Here is a 17,419-nt window from a genome sequence, read left to right as displayed (position 1 = left end):
ATACCCCTACCGGTATTTTAAAGAGTTGAATAATAGCAGATCTTTCGAAAAAATTTTTCGGCTTTAATATACCCGCGGGGGTAATTAGTTGGGGGAATAAACATGACAGAACAAACAAAACGCACAACAATTGTTTTATTTAGCGGGGATTATGATAAAGCAATGGCAGCCTATATTATTGCAAATGGTGCAGCTGCCTACGATCATGAAGTGACGATCTTCCATACTTTTTGGGGATTAAACGCTTTGCGTAAAGAAGAACCTGTTCCAGTGAAAAAAGGGTTTCTTGAAAAAATGTTTGGAAAGATGATGCCTCGTGGTGCTGATAAGATGAGCTTATCTAAAATGAATTTTGCAGGTATGGGCCCTAAAATGATTAAAAATGTGATGAAAAAGCATAATGCATTAACATTGCCTCAGTTAATTGAGATGGCTCAAGAACAGGGGGTAAAGCTCGTAGCCTGTACGATGACAATGGATCTTCTTGGTTTACAGGAAAAAGAACTATTAGATGATATCGACTATGCTGGTGTAGCAGCTTATTTGGCAGATGCTGAGGAAGGCAGTGTCAACTTATTTATCTAATGTTACTCATTGCTAAATAAATGAAGGGAGGTTATAACACTATGGATAGTGGCGTAATGTTCAATATCTTACTCATTTTATTTTTACTATGGTTCGTGTTCGTATTTCGACGTTTTTTATCATTGCAAGGTGTTAAACAAATAACAACTGCTGATTTAAAGTCAGAGCTGAAAAATAAAGACATACAGTTTATAGATGTGCGAACACCTTATGAGTTTCGTACAAGGCATATTAAAGGGTTCAAAAATATTCCCTTGACTAACTTGCCTCATCTAACTAATCAGCTTTCGAAAGACAAAGAAGTTTTTGTTATCTGTCAAAGCGGAATGAGAAGTTTAAAGGCAAGTAACATATTGAAGAAACAAGGATTTAAAAACATCACAAATATAAAAGGGGGTATGAATACATGGTATTAACTTCTAGGGAGAACCTTTTTGCATATTTATATACCCCCACCCCTATATGAGAAAAGGAGGAAAAAATGATGAAAGCAAATATTGTACTAGACGCTAAAGGTTTGGCGTGTCCAATGCCTATCGTAAAAACGAAGAAGAGTATGAAGGATTTAAAAGCTGGTGAAGTATTGGAAATTCAAGCGACAGATAAAGGTTCTACAGCAGATCTGGAAGCATGGGCAAATAGTACAGGCCATGAATATCTAGGTACTGAAACAGAGGGAGAAGTCCTTCGTCACTTTCTTCGAAAAGGAGGAGAGCATTCATCAGAAAATGCATCTTCAATTCCTGAGATTTCATTAGAAGCTTTCACACAGAAAGTGGATAGTGACGAGTCTCTTAACATTTTAGATGTACGAGAGATAGAGGAGTATGAAAATGCTCATATTCCTGGAGTTGTGCATATCCCTCTAGGTGAAGTGGAAAAGCGCTCTAACGAATTAAACAAAAATGATGAAATTTATATTATCTGCCATTCGGGAAGAAGAAGTGAAATGGCGGCCCACACCATGAAAAAACAAGGTTTTAAAAAGGTTATTAATGTTGTCCCCGGTATGCGGGATTGGACAGGTAAAACAGAAAAAGGAGGTATGTAAACATGACCGTTCAAGCACTTACCGCAAAAGAAGTCACACAAAAAATCTTTAACAAAGAATCTTTATTTATTCTGGATGTGCGTAATGAAAATGACTTTAACGATTGGAAGATCGAAGGACATTGTTTTGACTATTTAAATGCACCGTATTTCGATCTTTTAGATGGCGTAGAAGATATCTTGGAGAAAATTCCTTCTGATAAAGAAGTGCTGGTCGTTTGTGCAAAAGAAGGTTCATCCGTCATGGTATCCGAAATGCTTTCTGAAGCAGGTCATTCTGTATCCTATCTTAAGGGTGGAATGAAAGCATGGAGCGAACATTTAGAGCCGGTAAAAGTCGGGGATTTAAAAGATGGCGGTGAGATGTATCAGTTTGTTCGTATCGGTAAAGGCTGCCTGTCATACATGGTCATTTCCAATGGTGAAGCGGCGATTATTGATGCGACACGTATGGCGGATATTTTTATAGACTTTGCGAAAGAGAAGGGTGCGGAGATTACTCACGTATTTGATACACATCTTCACGCGGACCATATTTCAGGCGGCAGAGTCATTGCTGAAAAAACAAAAGCAACCTACTGGTTACCGCCTAAAGATGCTGAAGAAGTGGCATTCGATTATCAGCCGTTGGAAGAAGGAAATGACATGATCATTGGAAATACAAAGATTAAAATTCAAGCGATTTATTCTCCGGGGCACACGATTGGGTCCACTTCTTTCATTGTCGATGATCTGTATCTTCTTTCAGGTGATATTTTGTTTATTGATTCAATTGGCAGACCAGACTTAGCCGGTATGGCAGAAGATTGGGTAGGAGATTTAAGAACAACGCTTTATAGCCGTTACAAGTCGTTATCAAAGGATTTAATTGTATTACCTGCACACTTTATGATCATTGACGAGCTAAATGAGGATGGAAGTGTTGGTAAAAAACTAAGCACGTTATTTAGCGAGAACCATGGTTTGAACATTGCGGATGAAACAGAATTTAGACACCTAGTAACAGATCATTTGCCTCCGCAGCCAAATGCATACCAAGAGATTCGAGAAACAAACATGGGGAAAATCAGCCCAGATGAAGAAAAACAGCGTGAAATGGAGATTGGTCCAAACCGCTGTGCAATACGGTAACACAAGTTTCTATTAAAAAGAGGAGAGATGAACATGAAATCAGATAAAGTATTAGACGCAAAAGGCCTGGCATGCCCAATGCCAATCGTTAGGACAAAAAAAGCGATGAATGAACTGGAATCAGGTCAAATATTAGAAGTGCATGTAACAGATAAGGGAGCTAAAAGTGATCTTGCAGCTTGGTCTAAATCAGGCGGGCATGACCTTTTAGAGCAAACTGATGAAGGCGATGTATTGAAATTCTGGATTAAAAAAGGCTAATGAATGGAAAGGGTATCGAATAAAAAGATACCCTTTTCCTTTGAAAGGAGGAAACCAAAGTGGATATTGCCTTTATCACAACTCTTTTCACTATAGGGTTTATTGGTGCCTTTATTTCTGGAATGATTGGTATTGGCGGAGCAGTTATTAATTATCCAATGTTATTATACATTCCTTCTTTAGTGGGAGTGATGTCATTAACTGCCCATGAAGTGTCAGGTATAGGGGCTATTCAAGTTTTCTTTGCGACACTTGGCGGTGTTTGGGCTTATCGTAAGAGTGGTCTTCTAAATAAAGCATTAATTCTTTGCATGGGAAGCAGCATCCTTTTAGGGAGTGTATTGGGGAGTTACTTTTCTCATTATATATCTGAAAAAGGAATTAACTTTATATACGGTATTCTGGCTATTTTAGCAGTTATTTTAATGTTTATACCTAAAAAAGGACAAGAACAAAGCGAAGACAAAGAAGTGATATTTAATAAATGGTTGGCTTCGTCCCTAGCGTTTATCATTGGTGGTGTATCGGGTGTTTTAGGAGCTGGCGGCGCCTTTATCCTGGTCCCCTTTATGTTATCAATTTTAAATATTCCTGTTAGAATCACAGTCGCTTCATCTCTTGCGATTACATTTCTTTCATCTATTGGCGCAACAGTTGGAAAAGTAATCACGGGCCAGGTTCTTTTTGTACCGGCTCTGGTTCTTATGATTGCCAGTTTAATTGCTTCTCCTATTGGCGCATCAGTTGGGCAAAAAGTAAATACAAAATTCCTGCAATGGATTTTAGCGCTATTAATAAGTGCGACAGCTATTAAAATTTGGTTAGAGCTGATATGAGTCAGCGGGTAAAATGAAAGATTAAAAGATTCATCACTCGTTGGTTTCTTATTAATGTTATGACACTTGGCCATGTTCAATAGATGTTCCAAGTATTTGATGAAATTCATTTTGATAATGGTGACTTGGACAAGTCTTGATTATAGTACCTTGAAATGCATTTGACTTAGTGGCGTCCAGTGGAATTAGGACAACATTAAGAAAATAAAAAAAACCATAACTTCACCTTTGATCATTTTTTTAAAACGTTTTAATCCTGATTGGTTTAATGGGTATTAATGAGTTAATATAAATTATGTCTATTTTGTATAATAGGCTGTATGGCATGATTTCAAATGCTTGAAACGGCGTGCTTTTGTAACTGATAATATACTACTTTTGTTGAGGGATTCGAACTAAACAGAAGATGCCAAACTATATGGGTATCTTTGTTTGCTTTAGAGTTATTATATTTGAATATCATGACATGGCACCAACAACACGTTATTAAGCATATAAAAAAGAAGCAACTACTTAGGCAGCTTTTGCTGTCTTTTAACACCATATCATATCACCCTCATATGTAATATAATGTTGCCAACCCATATTGGTTGATTCCTTTAAGAGACGTGGCACTGAGGAGGAAATGATAGATGGTTTATTTCGTAATATTTTTTTGTTTTGCTATTACACTGCATAATATTGAGGAGGCTATTTGGTTACCTAAGTGGTCACAACAACCTTCAAAGTTTCAAAAGCCAGTAACCTCAAATGAATTTCATTTTGCTGTCATTGTTATAACTATGTTGGCTTATTTATCTGCATTTGGTTTTTTATATATGCCAGAATCAGATATTGCAAAATGGATTTTCATTGGCTTTCTAGGTTCTATGGTTATCAACGCTATTTTTCCACATCTTATCGCAACTGTTTTAATGAAAAAGTATGCACCTGGACTTCTCACGGGCTTATTGCTTAATATTCCAGTAAACTCATTAGTCATTTATCAAATGTTTTTAAAGAATTTGATTGTATGGAAGGAGTTAATAATATCTACGTTGGTTGTAGGAATTATTTTATTAGCACTTATTCCATTATTATTTAAAGTTGGTGATAAAGTATCTCCTTAATGAGTTTGAATTGATTAGAATTGAGGAAGATATTAAGGGACACAAATTAGAGGTCAAGATAAAAAGGAGTGAAACAAAAGAAAAAACAACAGTATTTAAATTAGAAGAGAAAAAGTTTTTGAATCTAGATTTCTAAAAATTTGCAATGAAATTATTAAAAGGCAGCTGAAACTGGTTGCCTTTTGTGGTTATTTTAAGAGAGACATGGTACCAATGGCAGATCGAATTAACTGATGCTGACCAGAATCGGCTTGTTTTCGCGTTTCGCTTTTTCAAATGCTTCTTCTCCCCAAGGGAACCAGTTTACAGGGTTGTGAGCATGTTGAAGTAAGTAAGGAGACTTCTCAGCATTGGGTCTATTGTGCGGGCATGGGATCACCTTCTTTCTTTATGATTTATTATCGAGTATGATTTTCTTTATTTGGTATACCGCAAGCTATATCTTTATAGCCTTGTTCTGTGGACTTCTAATCTATTTGTGAATAAAGCAACTACTTAAAGGGTACTTCAGATGGAGTCAATATAACTTACCAACAACACATTTGGTGTTTTTTTATTTATCCTACCTAGTGAAGATCATCTCATTAGGACAAACAGCTGTTACATAGCATTGCCAAGGGATGATGCATTCTATGAGGTGATAATCATAAGAGGGTCCTCAAGCTGAACAATGTTATTAACGATGGCTATAATTGAAAATCGAAATGTTGTAAGGGTGTCGTGTAAGCACAAGCGATCAAGAGGGCGAGCATCGACAGCCAGACCGGAGCCTGCATGAAGAAAGCAGGAACGAGGATGCTCTGAAGTTTGACAATGAATGCTTTTCTGGAGAGCTGTTAGAACGTCCGGCTTTGAACTGTTTAAGGGAGGGTGTCAGTAAGGCCCCATAAGCCAAATCATCTGCTATGATCCAGACTGTCTTTCTCGGAGAGCATATCAGTGATGACAAAAATGATGTTCCCCTTCGCCTTCTTCCGCTTTTTCCTTCTCTACCCGATAAAACTCATGAAACATCTTCATCAGCGCCCGCTTTTCAATCCGCGATACATTTCGGCTGTCCAAGCATATGTTATAAATTCCGCTGTGTTTAAGTGCGAAGCTTGTAACAGGTTTAAACGAAAGCCTGATATCTAATGACTCAGCAATTCGTTCAAAATTAATTTGTTCAGGCTCTGTAATATCAATCTTTCTGTATAAGTTTACAATCCAATCCTCTAAATGACTGTTTGTATACCTCAAGATAAAAAACCTCCTTAAAGACGACAATCTAAAAATTGGATTGGCTTAAATATTATAGGGAAATCATGACTTTTTTTCATAGGAAAATGGGTCTGAGTCTATGGGAAATAAATCTGTTTAATAAGGACTGTTATCGTAAGTATGATGATTTTAACACGCATCTGGATTTCCCTAAAAAAGTAAAGGTCTTTAGGGATTTATGTCAAAATAATAGTAAGTACCTTATGCAACAAACAGGGAGTTTGGTTGCTTAATAAGGAGGGGGAAGTATGAAAAAAAATATTCACATATTGGGAGCCTCTGGTGTCGGAACTTCAACCTTGGGTGGTGCATTATCAAAGCGTTTGCCTCATACGCATCTTGATACTGATAATTACTATTGGTTAGATAAATTCACTAAAAAAAGAGAAATTCCTGAAAGAAAAAGGTTGCTTGAAAAAGACTTAACAATAAATGAGAAATGGATTCTTTCTGGTGCAGTGTGTGGCTGGGGCGATAATCTAAAAAGTTATTTTGACCTTGTCGTCTTCTTATGGATTCCACAAGATATACGGCTTGAGAGATTAAAGCATAGGGAATTTCAGCGTTATGGAAATGAAGTGTTAGCCGGTGGCAGTAAATATGAACAATCAAAAACATTTTTAGAGTGGGCTTCTTTATATGACACTGCTGGAATGGAAGTTAGAAGTAGAGCTTTGCATGAACATTGGATGGCAGATTTATCTTGTCCAGTGCTAAAGATTGAAGGCGATCACTCAGTCAATGAAAGAGTTGACCGTGTCTTGGATTATTTGAATTCTAATTAAACTCACGATAGCGATAGCTACATAAGAAAATAAATTTAAAAATCAAAGAAAGTACCAGTATGGCATTTACTGAGCTGTTTTTTTATATCGCTATCAGTATGCTGTTGGAGGGGTTAAATATCAATAAAAAATTTCTTAAAAAGGTTAATGATTGTACCAATTCTATTCATTTGTTATGTTATATTTTTAAATCCTGAAGTTATACTTGAAGAGAAATGTCCTAATAAGCCTTATAGTTTAACAATCGTAAAGCACGGGACAGGTATATTTGATAAGAAAATTGTTCTAATATATTACAAGATCCACGGAAAAACAGCAGCTGTTGGGGATTTGGTGTTTTTTGAGAATTTCGGCAGGGATATAGATGTTACTTGGGATACGAATACTGATGATAGAACTTGGTGGATAGATAAAAACGTACATTTAACCATGACTTATGCTAAAAATGTTAAGGGGGAATTAGACAAGAAAGATATTGATTTTGATTATGGTACTGTCCAATAATAGTGAAGCAGTTTATTCAAAATAAGAATATACACTAAAAGAACCGCCAGTTGCGGTTCTTTTCTGTTATACAGCTGGTATTAAGTAAAACCAGTCAATGCATATAAGTCCTCCAATCCCTGAAATAAAAAGTAGAACACTGCTCAACTTTGGGTTTGAATAAGACAACAATTGAAGCCGTAAACCGAATACATGAAAAGATCAAAGACCCCCATGCCCCAACAAGAAGGTCGCTGACGGTTTATCATTCAGGACATTGAGTTAACGCTAAGGTTTCAGGAAAATTAGCAGGAACTGTATCAAAAACTAACAAAAGCACAAAATATGTAGAGAGTAGCGTTAAGGCAAAGAAAGTACTTAATAGCTGTACTGAAGTTTCCGATTTTAGGCGAAAAATGGACGATGTCCTGATAATTACATAACTAAGGAGAAGCAAAAAAATTAGGATGGGAAAGCAAAAAAGGTAATTTATCAAAAGTAGCACCGGGTAAAAGTATCGGGGGAGATATATACAAAAACAGAGAAAAGTGTCTTCCTGAAGCTAAAAATAGAGTGTGGCGTGAAGCTGATATAAACTATACCACAGGTTACAGAGGGAATGACAGACTACTCTATTCGAATGATGGATTAATATATAAAACAACAGATCATTATAAAACGTTTGTTAAGTTAAAATAATGGAGGACATAATTTTTAATGAAAAAAATAGTTGTAGATGGAAAAGACTTTGAAAATAAAGAAGGGTTACATAATGCACTAAAAGATAATTTAAATTTCCCAGACTACTATGGGAAAAATTTAGACGCTTTATGGGATTGCCTTACAGGGTGGATAGAATTGCCGCAAACTTTAGTTTGGAGAAATTTTGAGTTGAGTAAAAAGTTTTTAGGTTCATACGCTGATGATGTATTAGAAGTTTTGCAAGAGGCTCAAGAGGAATTAGAAGGTGAGTTTATAATAATAGTAGAGTAGACTTTCTTTTTTAGTTTTGTGAATTTGAAAAGAGTACCTTAGCGGCTTTACTTGGGTTCAAGAATGCTGCTGAGGTATTTTATTTTTATTAATAATGTTTATTCAGACTTTAAGAGTCAAAAACTAAAGCGAAACTTGAAGAGTTCTTGAAATAAGAAAGGCCCTCTTGAAAAGAGGGCCTTTTTTATAATATTAATCCTCAATATTTTCTATTACCTGTCTAACCATCTCATGTATTTGGTCAAACTGCCATTCTATATCACCTATTACTAAATGTAACTGTAGTAATTCAGAAGTTAGTTTGTCTTTATCTTCAATTTGGCTTAAGTTAGCTAAAATTTTATTCATTCTTTCATCTATTTGCGGAAGTTCTTTAATATTTTCCTCTTCTTCTAAAAGTTCTTCTGTTGAAATTAATGTACTATTATATTTTTCATTCAATTCTTTTAAAGCACTAAAAATTTTATCAATATTTTTCATCTATCATAACCACCTATTTTAATTTTCTTCCAATGGCATTCTTAGTCTTAACTTCGTTCAATGTTCCATCCAAATTCAACACTACTCTTAAATTTCCTCTTTTATCGAAAACTTCTAAATGATCCTTGTGCAAATTATCTAAATAAAATCTATCGCCTTTTTTCAGAAACGGATTATCTAATTTTTTATTAACTTCATAGATTGATTGGCCTTGGAATTGATTTTTTGTTTTTGTAACATTGTTTTTTATAGTTTTTCCAAATCCATCATTAAAAAATTCTTTCATATTCGATACTGATTTAGCTTCACTGGTTACCTTACTACTATTAGCATTTCCCTTAGAACCATGATCAACATCAAAAGACTTTTTAATTTGTTGAATTGTATCTTGTCCAGATTTTTGTAAGTTTAGCACATTTATAGGAACATCGCTAGCTAACAGAAGTTCTTTAGCAAAAGGATTTGGTATTGATTCCAAACCTTTTTTGAAAAGTTTTCCAAAGTCTTTGGTGTCTTTTACTACTTTTTTTGATGCAGATTTACCAACATTCCCGGCACTGTTTACCCCTTTTTTACCCGACTTGCTGATTCCCTCTTCTGCGACTTTCCCCACCTTTGAAACGACGGATCCACTCTTTGTAACAGCACCACCGCCGCCTGATATGAATAAGCTGGCTACATTTAAAGTGAAATATGTGGTGTAGTGCGATTGTGAATACATATCTCCGTGTACAAAGTTTTTGTCCCAGCTTTCTTTTACCTCATCCCAAGTAGAATCCCAGGCTTTTTTATAGTCGAATTCAAAAACGGACTTTATCGTTCCTTTTGGATCTAAACCGAGATCGATCCCGAATTTTGCAATTCCTAAAAGTCCTTCACCAGTTTCCTTTGAAAAATCATAATATGCCATTTGTTTGCCTTTATAGTATTCATATACAGGACCTAGATATTTTTTACCCGCTGCATCTATAGGGGCTAAATATTCTTTAACTGTCTTCTCTGTATTATCTATACCGGCTAATAAACCCTCATATACACCGTCAATCTGCTCTTTCAAAATATCCTTGGTCGCTCGAAGAGGATTATCCCAAAACTCGAGGGATTTAACATACTCTTGTTGTTCAGTGGTGAGGTTGTCGTATCCAATCTCTTTAGCAACTTTTAGATACTCGTCAGGATCATCAACCAACGTATTGAGCCTTTTCTGTAATTCTTTGATTTCCCGTTCTTTTTCTTCTTTCTTTTTAAGCGTCAAATAAGCTTCTGTACGTTTCTCAATATCGCCTTTTTTCTTATGTATATCACTTTCACGGTATGCCTTGGCGTTGTAGTGGATGGGCGTAGCGTTTTTGCCTTTGCCAGTTGCTTCTTGGAGCTTTTGGAAATCTGACTTGATGAATTGTTCATTTGGTTCTGACATAGCATATTCTGTCAGTAAATCTTCATCAAGATCACCTAGTTTTTCAATTGTTTTTTTGCGTTTATCATTGGCATCTGCAAGCTCATCCTTGAAGGTTTCTGTTGAAAACAGGTCGAGCGGAAGGATGTCATCAATGTCATTTAGGATATCTTTCATGGCTTTTTTCTGTTCAGACATGATGGATTTTGATTTTTTATGGGCGTTAGCCAGTTCATGTTCTAGAAAAGACTCTTCAATATAAGCATCAGAGAGGCCTTTGTCCTCGACAGCTCCGGCAATGCTGTTAAAAAATGCGATTTTCATATCAATGTAGTCGATCCATTGATCAGTGACACCAACATGATCGTGATAGAATGCTTTAATGTTATTAGCGCCTTTACCTGAGAATTCGCTGTCGTCCAGTTCAGCGACGCTTTGTAAAGCTTTTCTCAAGTTGACCATTTGCGTCCTTAGTTCTTTATATTCTTTGGCGCGGTCTGTAGCTTCAGACATAAGTGTTTTGGCTTCAAAGACTTTCATCATCATACTCTCTCATTTAATTGTATAACGAAATATTACCATGGAAGAATGATGAAACTAACTGTTATGTGGATCAAAGGGTGGAAATGAATCATTCGATCCGTGTCTATTGATCTGGTTTTTGGGGTTTGACCACATGCCCATCAAGCTAATATTTTGAAGTACCCCCAAAACGAAATTTTTATCTCTTGATAGTGATTTATGAAAATAAAATTCATTTTTTCGTTTTGGGTAACAGTCAATTTCTTAAGTTGATGGATGTGTGTTGCTACCCCAATAAGTGCTAATCATTGATTGTATTGAATTTTAAGTGAATCTATTATATTGCTTGACATGGTTAAATGCTATAATAGTGAAATTATGGATAAAGGATATGCCTTATATGTTTAGAGAGGTGATGAATTATGCTTAATAAACCGAGTGATTATATTGAAGCTGGTTTGAAGCTGGAGTTGGAAGAAGATTTAAAATACTTATTCAATTCAACAGCTGATATAAAGATGGTACCAAAGGGTACAATTGTTTTAAGTCAGGGGCAAAGAGTTTCTTCACTGTATTATATTCATAAAGGAATTATGAGAGGATATTATATAGATGCTTCAGGGAATGATGTGACAAAATGTTTTGCAGCTGAAACGGAATTTGCCTGTGCAGAGGGTTTATTAAGAGTTGAAGAAGCTAGATTTAGTGTAGAAAGCCTGCAAGACAGCATTTGCGTAGTTATTCCGTATAATTCCATATACCAAGGTATGAAGAAAACTAATCAAATGAAGATTATATTCACTAATTATATTCAGAAGATTCTTGTTGATACGCTAAATCGAGAACAGGCGTTACTTATGAAAGATGCACTGGAAAGGTACATGGAGTTTAAAAGAGAGTATTCTTCTTTAGAAAGTAGAATAAATCAATCATATATTGCTTCTTATGTTGGAATTAGAGCAAGCTCACTTAGTAGAATTAAGAGAAGTATGAAAATAGAATAAAACGTTTTTAGGAAACATCAAATAAAAGTATTTGGTGTTTTTTTATTGCAATTTACATATGTCAATTACAACAGGCTATTATCGCATTATGATGACTAGTGTAATCACTGATTTAGGAGGTTTTATTTATGAAGAATATTTCCTTGGTAACAGGTGCAAATGGTCATTTGGGTAACAACTTGGTAAGGGAATTATTAAAAAGAGGAGAAACTGTTAGAGCAGGTGTACGAGATTTAAATGACAAAGAACCATTTATAGGCCTTGATTGTGAGATCGTCTACGCCGAATTGAGGGATAAAGACTCACTTCATAAAGCACTTGATGGAGTGAATACCTTATATCAAGTAGCTGCTGTATTTAAACATTGGGCACAAGATCCTGAAAAAGAGATAATTATTCCTAATGTTGAGGCAACTCAAAATATAATGGAGGCTGCTAAAGAAGCAAATGTAAGAAAAATAGTATATGTAAGCTCCGTAGCAGCATTGTCATTGGACAAGACAAACTTAAAGGGTAAAATTGATGAAACTACATGGCTTGAAAACAGTCATGGAAATGCATACTTTGATTCAAAAGCACGAGCTGAAAGAACAGCTTGGGAGCTGGCAGAAAAATATGATTTGGATATGGTTAGCGTTCTTCCTGGTGCAATGGTTGGTGGAGAGTTTTTAAAGAAAACTCCAACCATACTGGCCTTCGAGAGTATTCTTTTAGGAAAGATGAAAGTTAACTATATAAGTGAAATGACGCCAATAGATGTAACTGATGTTGTGAAAGGTATGATTGCTGCAGCGGAAAAAGGTGTAAGGGGTACAAGATATATCTTGGCTAATGAAGAGCCTGTAACTTCAGCTGATATCATTAAAATTGCAAAAAAATTTAACCCTAATCTTGAGATACCACAAAAATATACTAAAGAACAGTTGTTATATTTAGCTGATAAACTTGAATTTGAAGCAAAGGAAAAGAATACTCAGCCATCACTACTTAGAAGTCAGGTGGAATTATATTATGGTGGAATAAATAGACACTATGACCTTACTACATCAAGACAGGATTTGAATTTTAAGCCTAAGTTGGGTGAAGTTGCATTAGAAGAGTATTTTAAACGGTTTTTTGCTAGCCTAAGAAAAAAATCCTTATAATGAATCGGCTACACTTAACTGGACAATAAAATAAAGGTCAAGTAGACTTACCGCCAATTCTGGGCATACTTCTAACTCACATTAGTAACAGGCCCATAAACTAATAAAGGGTTCCACCACATGGTCATTAAGTTAAGACGAATTTGTATCTATATAACGAAAAAAACACCATTCTTTTTGTAGAAATATACAAAAAGAATGGTGTTTTTGCTGAATCCTATCATTTTACCTATTCACTAATCGTTTCCAAGAAAGGGGACTTTCCAATTGTAACATCGCCATCATGAAAAAATCCGATAACGTAGCCGGATTCACTAAACATAAAAGTATCTGAACCAACGGCAGTTACATCATCAATTACGTTTAATGCATGTTCAAGACTGGTTTTTAATGCTGGTTGTTCTCCGTAACCCCAAAGAATGATAATGTTTCTATCTTTAAAATGATGTTCAGCTAGCCACTCGTCAATCTCTTCCTCATAATCTATAGATTGGTGACAACAAACTTCTTCCCACTTGATTCGTCCCCAAGATGTAAAGGGAAAACTGTTTGAAAGCAGTTCATAATATTTTGCCGTTAATTCTTCTGATAAGATTTCTATGTTTTTCTCTAGAGCTTCTAAGCATTCATCAAATAAGTCCAAAATTTTCACCTCAAAAGCTTTATGTATATGATGGATTTTTTCAGTATTAGAAATAAGAAAAAGCCGTTATGCAACGGCTAAAGGGAATCAGAACTAATGTTGTTTATCGAATTAAACAAGGAATTCATGAGTAGGTGCGAGAGTTACATTCCGGGATGCTTCCTTCATTTCGCCATTAGACATAGATCCGAAAAAGGCAAGTCCAATTAAAACGGCGGATAAACTGATAAACAATTTAGATTTCATACATGCATTCCCCTTTCGATATTTGCTTTTGAGCATATACCACCTTCTTGAAACAGATGATACTATCCTCTATTTTTCCATTATAATCGAAAAGGTTGCCTCCTAACAATGCCAGCTCTTCCAGATAAGGGTATCCTTTGCCATTCTCTAAACGAGAAAAAATATTGAGGAGTTTAGGTGTATCGCCATTTCTTATATAAAGAACGTCTAATGCTTCAAATAAGTTCATAAAAAGTTCGTCTTTAAAATCTACAGCACTTCTGATTCCTTTGCGGAAGCAATCCATTGCTTGTTCTTTTTTGCCTTGTTTAAAATAAATCAACGCTAGGTCATGATAAGCTTGCGGAAGTACGTCAGAGTTTATTTTTCTGTATTGAACCAAAGCTTGTTCGATGTAACGTGCAGCCTTATTTAAGTTGTCCATTTTGTGATAGCAGTTGCCGAGATTGAAAAATGCAGTGGCATAGATGTGAGTATTTTTACTTTTAAGCAGCTCGGCACCTTTTAAAGCTTCTTGTAGGTGGGGGAGAGCTTTTTCATGGTTTTCAAGATCATCGTAGTTACCGGCAATGACAAAATGGCACTGAATACGCCGAACAGAATAAAGCTCATGTTTTTTATAGATATTGTATGAAAGTTCAGCGTAGTGCATTGAGATGTGAGTCATTTTAATATGATAATAGACTTCGGATAACTTAAAATAAAACTCAGCTTTTTCAATCTTGTCGGAGATCGTTGGAATTTTGCGTTCAGCTTTTTTGTAATATGTAATGGCCTTTGTGTATTTACCGTTTCTAAACTCATACATCCCGCGGAAGAAGTTATAATAATACGCTCGCATATTGTCTAGCTTCTTCTTATGTCCTTCGATTTTCTTTAAATATTCTGAAAGTTCCATTCGATTCTCATCAGATGGCAGCGTATACTCCAGCATGATTTTATGTCGAAAGGCCATTAGTTGATAATAAATAAGCAAGTCTTGATCTTCTTCCATAACCTCTATATCACGTTCGATTTCAGCTTTTAACATTTCAGCATCAGTTACGTTGAATTTTTGAATATGCCTATGCCATTCATTAATCTTCATTCCCACTTCAGCTGATGTGATTGATATCAAGATATTCACCCTTCCCTTAACTCTACTAGTAATGTAAATATTAACAAGTTTTCGTTCGCAGAAAAAGGCAATAGGACACCGCAATTTAAATTTTCGGTGAGACCTCAATAACTTTTTCGAATTAGGATTTTTTAACACAGGGAATGAATTCAGATCAGAAAAAGAGCTTTAAAAAAAGCGTGAATTCTGTTTGCGTTCTGGTTTAATATCTAACTGAAATTTCATAAGAATTTTGTTATATAATTATTGTGTTATTAAAAATAACCGTGAAGTTTGTTATATTTTGAAATTCTAAGTAGAACGGGGAGTTATAGTATGTTCTTCAAAAATTTAGATAGGTTTAATTTTTATAAAGCTGAAAATGAGGTGAAAAAAGGGAAAAAGAAATTCATTGAGTTTATTGATAATACTTTGAAAATGAAGGGGATAGATGGAGCATTAACAGTACTAAAGTCGTCAGGTTTATCTGTAAACTTATTTAACAGTAAGAGTCACAGGGAATTGTTTGAAGATACAATCGAACACATTGCTTCTTACTGCAATGCTGACCAGCAGTATAAAATCAATAACATCAAAAAGAATATTTTTATATTTGAGAACCTCTTTAATCAAGTTGCAGAAGAAAGAACTAAATTTTTTAACACATTTGAAAATATAGATGAAAAGTATAAAGTTGTTTCATATTTAATCTCCTTAGAACTATATCTTAATGAAATTTTAGTTGATTCAAAAGAGAATACCAAAAACAGGTTTATAGATTTTTCTAATATTAACGACTTTGAATTGAAAACAGCTCTATATGAGGCTACTATTGGTTCGACAGGACTAATTTTAAAATACTTCATGTTTCAGAATTATGAGTTTGAAGGATACAAAAGAAACATTTCACCGAAAATAATTAAAGCTTCTCAAAAACATATAATCTTTAGTCAAATGTGGGAGCAGTTAAATGATATTTTGGAGTATTGGAAGTACTCTGATGTCACAATAACTAAAGAAGCAGATGGAAAACCATTATTTGAAATATCTGATAAGGACTTCGAATTAAATAATTTAATTTCTAATGAACGATTTATTAATTTGCGTGAGAGTTGGCAATTGAATCAAATAAATGAAATACAAAATAAGTACCTAGGAAAAAAAGATGATTTCGATAGACAATTATCAGAGGTTACTAACTATCTCAATCATTTGTTTTCAGTTTTATATTTTGGCTCGCCTCGTCTAGATGTGAAAATTGATGGAATAGAACTTAAATATTGGATCTATGCATATCAATTAATAATAGATGAAAGTAAAAAATATTTGAAACGAAGAAAGCACTTATCAACATTAAACTTAGATAAAGTTTGTCTTAGTAAATCAAAAGAAAATTGGAAAAGATTTTTTGAGAAAAATGGGTTTTCTCGAGAAAATTCAATAAAAATTATAAACTATTTTACATTTAACAAAAAATCTTTAGATTTAATTGATTGTCCATTTATTGAAGTTAACGATCAACTTATAGTTATACCATCATTAACATCTCAAGCCGATGTTGCCAGAGCATTAGCTTCAAATTTTCTAAATGAAAATTTAAATATGGACTTTAAAGGTCCCAATTTCGAAGAAAGGACTATAAAAGGTCTGGAATTAAGCAATATAAAATGTTCGAGGCTTTATAAAAGAGATGATAATACAGAATATGAATGCGATATAGCATTTGTTTTAGATAATGAGTTATTTTTCGTAGAGTGCAAGGCGCATGTACAACCCTTTACAACAAGACAACATGCGAACCATTTAAACAAATTATACAATGAAACTTTTCAGATAAATCGAATAGCTTACTTTTATGAAGTCAACTTGCATTTAGTTAAAGAACAGTTAAATTTAAAAGATAGCTTCACACCTAAAAAAATACATAAAATTTTATTAACAACATCCATGATAGGACGACCTATGTATGTTAATGGTGTGCATATTGTAGATGAATCTTCATTTACAATGTTTGTAGATAGAACGCCGCCTAGACTCGATTACTTTGGGAAGGGAGCGTCAATGAACATAGAAAGTGAAAAGTTTGATGTGTATAAAGGAGAATTAACAGCCCAGAAAATGATTGAATTTCTAAATTCGCCACCACAAATAAAAATATATGAGGAATTGTACAAAGAGAGAAGTTTATCTTTAGGATTATTTAATGTTACTAGGAATGTTAAAGTCAATAAAACTGTACACATGGGTGTTAAATTAAACAAAACTGACAAATCTTTGATTCGGAAATTCTATTTAGAAACATAAGTTTTTAACGCATATACATTAACTGATACTATATCATCATTGGGAAACCATACCAAATTATGTAGGTATGGTTTTTGCTCTATTTAT

General features: G+C 34.5%; 17 protein-coding genes and 4 pseudogenes. 14 read left to right on the top strand and 7 right to left on the bottom strand.

What is annotated here, in order from left to right; genetic code table 11:
- The first annotated feature begins 102 nt into the window (after positions 1-102).
- The 7 genes and pseudogenes from CDO84_RS12445 (at position 103) to CDO84_RS12415 (ending at position 4,972) form a co-directional block, all read left to right on the top strand.
- The gene (locus tag CDO84_RS12445; protein WP_040082387.1) at positions 103-585 is read left to right on the top strand and encodes a DsrE/DsrF/DrsH-like family protein; all 483 of its coding nucleotides are present in this window, start codon (positions 103-105) and stop codon (positions 583-585) included.
- A 41-nt stretch (positions 586-626) separates the two neighbouring features.
- Complete coding sequence (locus CDO84_RS12440; protein WP_040082388.1) at positions 627-1,001, top strand: rhodanese-like domain-containing protein; 375 nt, start codon at positions 627-629, stop codon at positions 999-1,001.
- A 65-nt stretch (positions 1,002-1,066) separates the two neighbouring features.
- Positions 1,067-1,636, top strand: a complete 570-nt coding sequence (locus CDO84_RS12435) for a sulfurtransferase TusA family protein (protein WP_040082390.1) — start codon at positions 1,067-1,069, stop codon at positions 1,634-1,636.
- Positions 1,602-2,766: pseudogene (locus CDO84_RS12430) on the top strand (MBL fold metallo-hydrolase). Before CDO84_RS12435 ends, CDO84_RS12430 begins: the two are co-directional and overlap by 35 nt.
- Positions 2,767-2,799: 33 nt before the next feature.
- Positions 2,800-3,027, top strand: coding sequence for a sulfurtransferase TusA family protein (locus tag CDO84_RS12425; protein ID WP_014664707.1), 228 nt, complete (start codon positions 2,800-2,802; stop codon positions 3,025-3,027).
- A gap of 59 nt (positions 3,028-3,086) precedes the next feature.
- On the top strand, positions 3,087-3,863 hold the full coding sequence (locus tag CDO84_RS12420; RefSeq protein ID WP_040082393.1) for a sulfite exporter TauE/SafE family protein: 777 nt from the start codon (positions 3,087-3,089) through the stop codon (positions 3,861-3,863).
- Between the two features lie 632 nt (positions 3,864-4,495).
- Complete coding sequence (locus tag CDO84_RS12415; RefSeq protein ID WP_040082394.1) at positions 4,496-4,972, top strand: HXXEE domain-containing protein; 477 nt, start codon at positions 4,496-4,498, stop codon at positions 4,970-4,972.
- A 201-nt stretch (positions 4,973-5,173) separates the two neighbouring features.
- Here the strand turns inward: CDO84_RS12415 and CDO84_RS21725 are convergent.
- A pseudogene (locus CDO84_RS21725) lies at positions 5,174-5,351 on the bottom strand (DUF255 domain-containing protein); the annotation flags it as partial.
- A gap of 599 nt (positions 5,352-5,950) precedes the next feature.
- Positions 5,951-6,211 (bottom strand): annotated as a pseudogene (locus CDO84_RS21715) (ImmA/IrrE family metallo-endopeptidase); the annotation flags it as partial.
- Positions 6,212-6,480: 269 nt separating this feature from the next.
- Here CDO84_RS21715 and CDO84_RS12400 point away from each other — a divergent pair.
- The 4 genes and pseudogenes from CDO84_RS12400 (at position 6,481) to CDO84_RS12385 (ending at position 8,493) form a co-directional block, all read left to right on the top strand.
- On the top strand, positions 6,481-7,017 hold the full coding sequence (locus tag CDO84_RS12400) for an ATP-binding protein (protein ID WP_040082396.1): 537 nt from the start codon (positions 6,481-6,483) through the stop codon (positions 7,015-7,017).
- Between the two features lie 147 nt (positions 7,018-7,164).
- On the top strand, positions 7,165-7,521 hold the full coding sequence (locus tag CDO84_RS12395) for a hypothetical protein (RefSeq protein WP_052438141.1): 357 nt from the start codon (positions 7,165-7,167) through the stop codon (positions 7,519-7,521).
- Between the two features lie 492 nt (positions 7,522-8,013).
- A pseudogene (locus tag CDO84_RS12390) lies at positions 8,014-8,199 on the top strand (ribonuclease domain-containing protein); the annotation flags it as partial.
- A gap of 18 nt (positions 8,200-8,217) precedes the next feature.
- On the top strand, positions 8,218-8,493 hold the full coding sequence (locus tag CDO84_RS12385) for a barstar family protein (protein WP_040082399.1): 276 nt from the start codon (positions 8,218-8,220) through the stop codon (positions 8,491-8,493).
- Positions 8,494-8,685: 192 nt separating this feature from the next.
- Here CDO84_RS12385 and CDO84_RS12380 read toward each other — a convergent pair whose 3' ends face one another.
- Together CDO84_RS12380 and CDO84_RS21865 are read right to left on the bottom strand one after the other, a co-directional pair.
- Positions 8,686-8,973, bottom strand: a complete 288-nt coding sequence (locus CDO84_RS12380) for a hypothetical protein (RefSeq protein ID WP_040082400.1) — start codon at positions 8,971-8,973, stop codon at positions 8,686-8,688.
- Positions 8,974-8,986: 13 nt separating this feature from the next.
- Positions 8,987-10,912, bottom strand: coding sequence for a ribonuclease YeeF family protein (locus CDO84_RS21865; protein WP_040082537.1), 1,926 nt, complete (start codon positions 10,910-10,912; stop codon positions 8,987-8,989).
- Positions 10,913-11,316: 404 nt separating this feature from the next.
- Here CDO84_RS21865 and CDO84_RS12370 point away from each other — a divergent pair, with 404 nt between their 5' ends.
- Together CDO84_RS12370 and CDO84_RS12365 are read left to right on the top strand one after the other, a co-directional pair.
- A complete protein-coding gene (locus CDO84_RS12370) occupies positions 11,317-11,898 on the top strand; it encodes a Crp/Fnr family transcriptional regulator (RefSeq protein ID WP_040082402.1) in 582 nt (193 codons plus the stop codon).
- 128 nt (positions 11,899-12,026) lie between these two features.
- The gene (locus tag CDO84_RS12365) at positions 12,027-13,043 is read left to right on the top strand and encodes an NAD-dependent epimerase/dehydratase family protein (RefSeq protein ID WP_040082403.1); all 1,017 of its coding nucleotides are present in this window, start codon (positions 12,027-12,029) and stop codon (positions 13,041-13,043) included.
- Between the two features lie 229 nt (positions 13,044-13,272).
- On the opposite strand, the gene CDO84_RS21930 is transcribed toward CDO84_RS12365, so the two are convergent.
- The 3 genes from CDO84_RS21930 to rapE form a co-directional block, all read right to left on the bottom strand.
- Positions 13,273-13,686 (bottom strand): CDI toxin immunity protein, encoded by a 414-nt coding sequence (locus tag CDO84_RS21930; protein WP_040082404.1) that lies wholly within the window; start codon positions 13,684-13,686, stop codon positions 13,273-13,275.
- 111 nt (positions 13,687-13,797) lie between these two features.
- A complete protein-coding gene (phrE, locus tag CDO84_RS12355) occupies positions 13,798-13,932 on the bottom strand; it encodes a phosphatase RapE inhibitor PhrE (RefSeq protein WP_014114495.1) in 135 nt (44 codons plus the stop codon).
- On the bottom strand, positions 13,922-15,049 hold the full coding sequence (rapE, locus tag CDO84_RS12350) for a response regulator aspartate phosphatase RapE (protein WP_040082405.1): 1,128 nt from the start codon (positions 15,047-15,049) through the stop codon (positions 13,922-13,924). Before rapE ends, phrE begins: the two co-directional genes overlap by 11 nt.
- 315 nt (positions 15,050-15,364) lie before the next feature.
- Between rapE and CDO84_RS12345 the strand changes: the two genes are divergently transcribed.
- Entirely contained in the window at positions 15,365-17,332 is a 1,968-nt protein-coding gene (locus tag CDO84_RS12345; RefSeq protein WP_040082406.1) for a hypothetical protein, read from the top strand.
- The last annotated feature ends 87 nt before the right edge of the window (positions 17,333-17,419 follow it).

The organism is Bacillus sp. MD-5, from assembly GCF_002201875.1.
GTDB lineage: Bacteria > Bacillota > Bacilli > Bacillales > Bacillaceae > Bacillus > Bacillus stercoris.
Note: the sequence above shows the minus strand (reverse complement) of the source record. Positions and strands in the feature narration are given on the sequence as shown.